Consider the following 7,319-nt stretch of genomic DNA (forward strand, 5'->3'; position numbering starts at 1 on the left):
AAAAATATTACTGGAATTCTTCTTAAAGTAAGAGTGTAAAAGCTTAAAAATATAGGGGAATTGTAAATGTAGTTTTAACCTAAAGGGAAAAATACAGAAAATCATTTACATTGAATTTACATTGTTAAGATTAAATTTACAATACTACGTGTTTAGTGTGGGTTTTGTTGGCTTTTTCAACTGTAAATGTTGGAATGTCTAGCTTTTAGGGGATGTTATCTCTATTTACTTAAACTTAAAAATTGCTTAACACTCACATAATATTGTTGTCCTACAATGAATTTGTGTTCGAAAGAAGATGAATTCGAAAAGTGATAATCCAAATGGGGGTACAAGACATGGTTATGAAAAAGGGTATTAAATTTTCTTTAGCGGCTTTAGTTGTTGCAGGTGCATTAGTTGGATGTGGAAAAGCAGAAAGTACGGATAATAAGGAAGCTGCTAAAGGTAGCGATGCAAAACAAGAATTATCAGGTACGATTGCAGCGGCTGGCTCTACAGCTCTTCAACCTCTTGCGGAGGAAGCTGGAAAGAAATTCATGGAGAAAAATTCAAAAGTTTCTATTCAAGTTCAAGGTGGCGGTAGTGGAACTGGGATTAACCAAGTAGCATCTGGTGCGGTACAAATTGGTAACTCAGATGTGCCAGCTGGAGATAAAATAAAAGATGCTGAAAAAGCAAAAGAATTAGTAGATAACAAAGTTGCGGGTATCGCATTCGCACTTGTCGTAAATAAAGATGTAAAAGTTGATAACTTAACAGTAAAACAAGTGCAAGATATCTTCACTGGAAAAGTAACGAACTGGAAAGAAGTAGGCGGAAAAGATGAAAAAATCAATGTAATTAACCGACCGGCTTCATCTGGTACACGTGCTACTTTTGAAAAGACAGTGATGAAAGACGCGAAGATTAATGATGGAACTGGTATAACACAAGATTCTAATGGTGCTGTAGAGCAAGCGATTAACTCTACTCCAGGTTCAGTTAGTTACTTAGCAATGTCTTACATGGTTGGTGAGAAAAAAGGTGCGTTACAAACGGTTAAAATTGATGGATCTGAACCGAAAGTTGAAAATATTTCTGCTGGTAAATATCCATTCTGGTCTTACGAGTACATGGTAACTAAAGGTGAGGCAAAAGAAGCGACAAAAGCTTACATTGACTATGTAAAAGGTAAAGATTTCGAAAAACAAGTAGAAGATATGGGTTACATCCCAATGTCTAAATTAAATAAGTAATAAAATTTTATGGGGCTGGCTGCAAGGCCAGTCCTGTTCAATGCAATCTATGAAGTGGGGTCTGTCCTGTGATGAAGGGGAAAAAACAAATTAATTACGTAAAGAGTGAATATATAGGTAGATCACTTGTTACGTTTTGCGGTATCTTTATTGTTTTTATTACATTAGCTATTATTGCGTTTATTTGCGGCAAAGGAATTCAATCTTTCACGCAAAGTGGTATCTCGTTTTCTGAGGTGTTAACTTCGACAAAATGGAATCCAAATGCTGATCAAGGTACGTATGGTGCTGTCATCTTTATTGTCGGTTCGACGCTTGTGTCGTTAGGTGCTGTTGTCATTAGTGCACCAATTGCTATAGCTCTTGCTATATTCATGAATTTAATTTCGCCGAAGTTTGGGAATAAAGTATTAAAGCCTGTTTTAGAATTATTAGTTGGTATTCCATCAGTTGTATACGGATTATTAGGGGTTACGATCTTGGTTCCTCTATTACGGGATTCGTTCGGTGGAGTGGGATTTAGTTTAATTGCGGGTATTATTGTCCTGAGTATTATGATTTTACCTACTATTGCTAGTATTGCCTCTGATGCAATACGCTCTGTTCCGTTTGATTACTTGGAAGCTTCTTACGGTCTAGGATCGACGAAATGGCAAGCGATTAGCCGAGTTATTGTTCCTGCTGCAAAACAAGGAATTTTAACAGGTATAGTTTTAGGGTTAGCGCGTGCTTTTGGTGAAGCGTTAGCGGTTCAAATGGTAATCGGGAACACGATTAAATTACCGGAAGGAATATATAGTCCAACAGCAACGTTAACAGGTATTCTGACAATGGATATGACGAATACATTGAACGGAACAGCTTGGAACAATGCGCTATGGACGTTAGCGATGATTTTACTTGTTATTTCATTCCTGTTTATTTTAGTAATTCGAGCGATTGGTCAAAGAGGTGAGCGATAATAATGAATGCAAGAACGGTAAATAAAGTTTGGACAGGTATCTTTTATGGGGTTGCAGCTTTAGTTGTAGCTTTGCTGGCTTTTTTAATGTACGAAATTCTGCAAAAGGGATGGGGATTTTGGGATCCTAGTTTCTTATTCGGAGAACCAAGCAATACAAGAGCTGGTGGGGGAATTGGTCCACAGTTATTCAATTCTTTCTACATGCTTGTTATAACACTTATTATATCTATTCCTCTTGGACTAGGGGCTGGAATATATTTAGCGGAGTATGCAAAACAAGGTCGTTTTTTAAGTTTTGTTCGTTTATGTATTGAAACAATGGCGTCTTTACCTTCTATTGTTGTTGGACTATTTGGTTTATTAGTATTTGTTACAATGACAGGCTGGGGATATACAGTAATGGGTGGAGCTCTTGCTTTAACTATTTTGAATTTGCCTGGTTTAACACGTGTTTGTGAAAATGCGATTTCTGAAGTTCCTCATAATGTAAAAGAGGCGAGTCTTGGACTAGGTGCAACGAAATGGCAAACAATTGCCCGCATCATTATCCCGTCTTCGTTACCACAAATTATTACAGGTATTATTTTAGCGGCAGGCCGTATATTCGGTGAAGCTGCGGCGTTAATTTATACAGCGGGTTTAACATCACCTATTTTAAATTCAGCAGCGGACTTCTCGAGCCCCTCGCATCCTTTAAATCCATTTAGACCAGCTGAAACGTTAGCTGTTCACATTTGGAAATTAAACTCTGAAGGGATTATCCCAGATGCGAAGTTAATTGCAACAAAATCCGCAGCTGTATTAATTATTATGGTATTACTCTTTAATATCATTTCTCGTTTCGTAGCATCTGTATTACACAAGCGTTTTACAGGAGCGGAAAAAAGTCGTAAAACGACGAAGAAGGTAAAAGTGGCATAAATGTCCGTAAAAGAACTCTCTGTTTATAAACAGGGAGTTTTTTTACGGACATTTATTAAAATCATTAACGGTAAGGGGGAGTGAATCGACAGTTGTTGGGGGAGTCTCCTATGATATTGAGTGGAAACTGATAGGTTTTTTGTTGGAACAAGAACATAGTGTTATATTAGATAGCCCATGTCTCTATGAGGGGATGCTTGAAAAGGAATAGGTTTATGTCGGAAGTATGGGGCTACATATAAATATATTGAATGTTATCTTAATAATATAGAAGAAATTAATCGTAGGTTACAAACACGTGAACATAAGATAAGTCAGTAGAATCAGGAGTAGCGTTTGAAAAAAGTGGTTAGATGGCAGTAAAAGGCTTTTAAATGATGAATATCTTCTTGTAGATTCTGGTAAGCCACTAGAGCGATATACGAAAAAAGTGCTGGATTATATCGATAGGTAGGGAATTCTAAAAGGCGTTATCTTCAATTATGAAGATAACGCCTTTTAGTTTAAATATCAGGTGTTTCTGTAGAAGTGCTTATTTTTCTGCGGGAGCGTCTTTTTCTCCCGATTTTATCTAATAGTTCATACATAACGGGAACGACTACTAATGTAAGAACGGTTGAGACTGCCAAACCACCGATTACAACGACGGCCAGACTTTTCGATACCATACTTCCTGCTTGAGATTGCCCGAAGAGGAGTGGTAGCATAGCGACGATTGTTGTTATAGCTGTCATAATAATTGGGCGTAATCTAGTAGATCCTGCTTCTAGTAAGGCTTCTCTTGTTTCCATACCGTTTTCCCGATTTTGTTGCACTCTTTCTATTAATACAATAGCATTTGTAACGACAATCCCGATTAACATTAATGCGCCGATTAATGAATTTACGTCAACAGGTGTTCTTGAAATGATTAATCCTAAAATACCGCCGACAGCAGCTAATGGTAAAGAGAATAAAATCGCGAAAGGAGCACGTGCTTGCCCGAATGTGATAACCATAATTAAATATACAATCCCGATTGCGATCCCCATAATTTTGAATAAATCTGTGAAGTTCTCTTGCATAGATTCAGTAGCACCTGCGACATTTACTTTTGCTCCGTTAGGTAAATCTAAGTCGGCTATCGCCTTGTTTACTTCTGCGCTTACTTTGCTTAAATCTTCATTTGAAGCTTCTGCGGTAATTTGAATCGTTTCTTTCCCATCTTTATGGAAGATTTCCGTTTGAAGTTGTTTTTCTGAAATAGTTGCAATGTCTTTTAAAGGAATTGGTCCGTTAATAGGTGATAGTATGTTTGTGTTTAAAATATCTTCTTGTTTGTTAATGGATGCCTTTTTATGTTCTATCATAATGGTTGTTTTTTCATTATTGATTGAGATTTCCCCAAGAGGAGATTTCTTCATAAGGAATGATACTTGTTGTGCTACTAATTCTGGTGTTAAACCATGTTGTTCCGCTTTTGTTTGATCGATATGAATTTGCCATTCTTTTTTAGAGTCTTCTATATTTGTTTTTACTTTAGAGAGATCGTCCATGCCTTTTAGTTTTGTTTCGACGATGTTAGCGGCCTTTTGTAAATTTGTTTCGTTAGTAGCTGTTACATTAAATTGTAAGTTGTTTCCGCCTCCGGAGTCAGAGTAACTCGTTTTTATATAATCAAGTTCAGCTGGTTCGAAAGCTGTATGATCCTTTTTTAATTCTTTAATATATTGGTCGATGTCAGATCCTTTTTTAAAGACTACAAATATAGTTGCAAGATTGTTTTGAGTTGTCTGTCCCCATTGTGCATCTTCTGCGCTAGATCCCATTCGCAAAATAACATCTGTTACATCAGAATTAGAGAGGAGTTTCTTTTCGAAATCAAAGGCTTTTTGTTTTTTAGCTTCAGAATCATAATCACCTGGAAATGTCATGTTAACGGAAAGCATTGTATCGTCCTCAGACTTTATGTTAGCTTTCGGAAGTAGTATGTAGGCTGCAATTGATCCTGCAAATAATAAAAAAGAAGTGAGTAGAATGATAAACTTATGAGAAAGAGCCCACTTTAATGTAGCGACATATCGCGGTGAAGAATGTGAATTGCGACGTTTTGTTTTTTTGAGCAGTAAAAAAGCCATAAGTGGAACGACTGTTAATGCCACAATTAAGGAAGAAAGTATAGAATACACAACTGCTAACACCATAGGTAACATTAGTTTTCCGATTACTCCCGATACGAGACCGATAGGTAAAAAAACGGCGACTGTCGTTAAAGTAGAAGAGGTAATTGCGACGGCGACCTCTTTTGTTGCATCGAGAATAATATCTTTAGAGAAAGATTCTTTTTGTAAACGACGGAAAATATTCTCGATGACAACGATACTATCATCGACGAGACGTCCAACTGCAACGGCTAAGCCACCAAGAGTTAGAATGTTAAGTGTGATGTTAGATTGATGGAGTAAAAATAGTGTTAATAAAATAGATAATGGAATACTAACGACAGCGATGAGTGTTGTTCGGAAGCTGCGTAAAAAGATTAAGATAATGAGAGTTGCAGCAATTGCCCCAAGGATTACTTCTTTTCCCATACTAGTAACAGCATTTTCAACTTGCTCATGAGTTGAAGCTAAAAGTTTAATAGAGAATTGATCTTTATATTGCTTGCTTATATCTTTAATCTTTTTATCAATCTCTTTTCCGATTGCAACCGCATTTTTACTCGGCTCTTTCATGATGATTATTCCTGTTCCTTCTTCCCCGTTTATGTGCGAGATTGTATCGTAATGTTGTTTTAATTCAATTTGAGCAACATCTTGTAATTTTACTTGAGGTGTAACGGTGATGTTTTTTATGTCATTTACATTTTTTATATCCCCGATGACACGAAGATTGTATTCTGCCTTATTAACGGTAATTGCTCCGGCTGGAGTGGAAGTTTCTTTTCCTTGTAAAACTGTTAATACTTGCTGTGATGTTACGTTTTTATCTTTTAGTTGGTTAGGATCAAGTACGATGGATAATTCGGAAGTTGATTTTCCGAAAAACATAACATTGGCAACACCATCAATGCTTTCGAGTTGTGGTACGATTTCTTTCTCAATTTGTTTTTCGTCAGCTTTTGAAAATCCGTTTTGCTTCTGGATGGTAATTTGAGCGAGTGGAATCATAGAAGTGTTTAATTGGCTAACAACAGGTTTAGTTACATCTTTAGGTAATTTAATCGTATTAATTGTTTTTTCGACTTCGCGTGCCGCGTCTTTCATATTTGCCTTGGATGTATATGCAATGTCGATGCGTGATAATCCCTCATGTGTGGAAGAAGTGATGCCATCGATATGTTCTAAATTACGAAATTGTTTTTCAAGGGGGTCAGTTACGTCCTTGGTCATCGTTTCAGCATCGAGCCCTTGAGATAATGTCGTAACAGTTATTGCAGGGTTATCGATGCTTGGTAAAAATTCCATAGGTAATTTGGAGCCGGAATAAACACCGAGTATGGAAATGAGAAAAACCATGATAATAATAGCGGCTCGGTTTTTTAATGAAAATTTTGTTAACCTATCCATAAAATAATTCCTCCATTAGTTTATTTATAGTTTTGTGGGCACTTTCTTACTATATAACAAAAATTGGATATCTTTCATTAATTAAATGTAAAAAAATTCTAACAATAATCTTAATTTAATATTTCGAGGGGAAGTTTGTTATTTGTGGAAGCAAAATTCCTGATTGGAGAGAAAAATCAGGAATTAAAGTTTTGCTCTAGTATAGTGGCCGCGTTTTTTGTTACTCTACATTTAAATGATTATTTGTCCTTCTTAAGTAGAGCTATGGTAATTATAAAATTAAAAAAGGAGAAGACTAAAGGTTAGGAAGTTATTGTGAAATACTGCTTGGTTGATGATAGTGTATAGTAACTTGTATACAATCAAAATGAATGTTTTTAGTAGAAAGGATAAGGATTCTTTCTATAGAAGAAAGTAGGATAGATAACTTTTTGTATTTTTTTATAAAAAATACTTGTTATTTAAAAACCATGATGGTATATTAATAAACGTCGCTGATGCGGAAACGCAGAAAACGACAAAAAAGAAATTCAAAAACATAGTTGACATCGAAAAATGAAGATGTTAATATGATGAAGTCGCTTTTGAAGCGGCAGACAAGTTCTTTGAAAACTGAACGAAACAAACAACGTGAACGTCAATTTTTAT

The 7,319-nt window shown here is 36.0% G+C and carries 4 protein-coding genes and 1 pseudogene; 4 read left to right on the top strand and 1 reads right to left on the bottom strand.

What is annotated here, in order from left to right; genetic code table 11:
- Positions 1-338 precede the first annotated feature (338 nt).
- From AB3X49_RS14950 to AB3X49_RS14965, 4 genes and pseudogenes are all read left to right on the top strand, one after another.
- Positions 339-1,238, top strand: a complete 900-nt coding sequence (locus AB3X49_RS14950) for a phosphate ABC transporter substrate-binding protein PstS family protein (RefSeq protein WP_367963058.1) — start codon at positions 339-341, stop codon at positions 1,236-1,238.
- A 71-nt stretch (positions 1,239-1,309) separates the two neighbouring features.
- Positions 1,310-2,200 (top strand): phosphate ABC transporter permease subunit PstC, encoded by an 891-nt coding sequence (gene pstC / locus AB3X49_RS14955; protein ID WP_002090872.1) that lies wholly within the window; start codon positions 1,310-1,312, stop codon positions 2,198-2,200.
- Positions 2,201-2,202: 2 nt separating this feature from the next.
- A complete protein-coding gene (gene pstA / locus AB3X49_RS14960) occupies positions 2,203-3,123 on the top strand; it encodes a phosphate ABC transporter permease PstA (RefSeq protein ID WP_367963060.1) in 921 nt (306 codons plus the stop codon).
- 49 nt (positions 3,124-3,172) lie between these two features.
- Positions 3,173-3,577 (top strand): annotated as a pseudogene (locus AB3X49_RS14965) (P-loop nucleotide/nucleoside kinase family protein); the annotation flags it as partial.
- A gap of 49 nt (positions 3,578-3,626) precedes the next feature.
- On the opposite strand, the gene AB3X49_RS14970 reads toward AB3X49_RS14965, so the two are convergent.
- The gene (locus tag AB3X49_RS14970) at positions 3,627-6,671 is read right to left on the bottom strand and encodes an efflux RND transporter permease subunit (protein ID WP_016121476.1); all 3,045 of its coding nucleotides are present in this window, start codon (positions 6,669-6,671) and stop codon (positions 3,627-3,629) included.
- Positions 6,672-7,319: the final 648 nt, after the last annotated feature.

Source organism: Bacillus sp. C30 (genome assembly GCF_040838255.1).
Classification (GTDB): Bacteria; Bacillota; Bacilli; order Bacillales; family Bacillaceae_G; genus Bacillus_A; species Bacillus_A mycoides.

What these genes read in the sequence shown, in the direction of transcription:
- AB3X49_RS14950 (WP_367963058.1), top strand. Translation starts at nt 339, where the DNA reads ATGGTTATGAAAAAGGGTATTAAATTTTCTTTAGCGGCTTTAGTTGTT.
- pstC (WP_002090872.1), top strand. Translation starts at nt 1,310, where the DNA reads ATGAAGGGGAAAAAACAAATTAATTACGTAAAGAGTGAATATATAGGT.
- pstA (WP_367963060.1), top strand. Translation starts at nt 2,203, where the DNA reads ATGAATGCAAGAACGGTAAATAAAGTTTGGACAGGTATCTTTTATGGG.
- AB3X49_RS14970 (WP_016121476.1), bottom strand. Translation starts at nt 6,671, where the DNA reads ATGGATAGGTTAACAAAATTTTCATTAAAAAACCGAGCCGCTATTATT.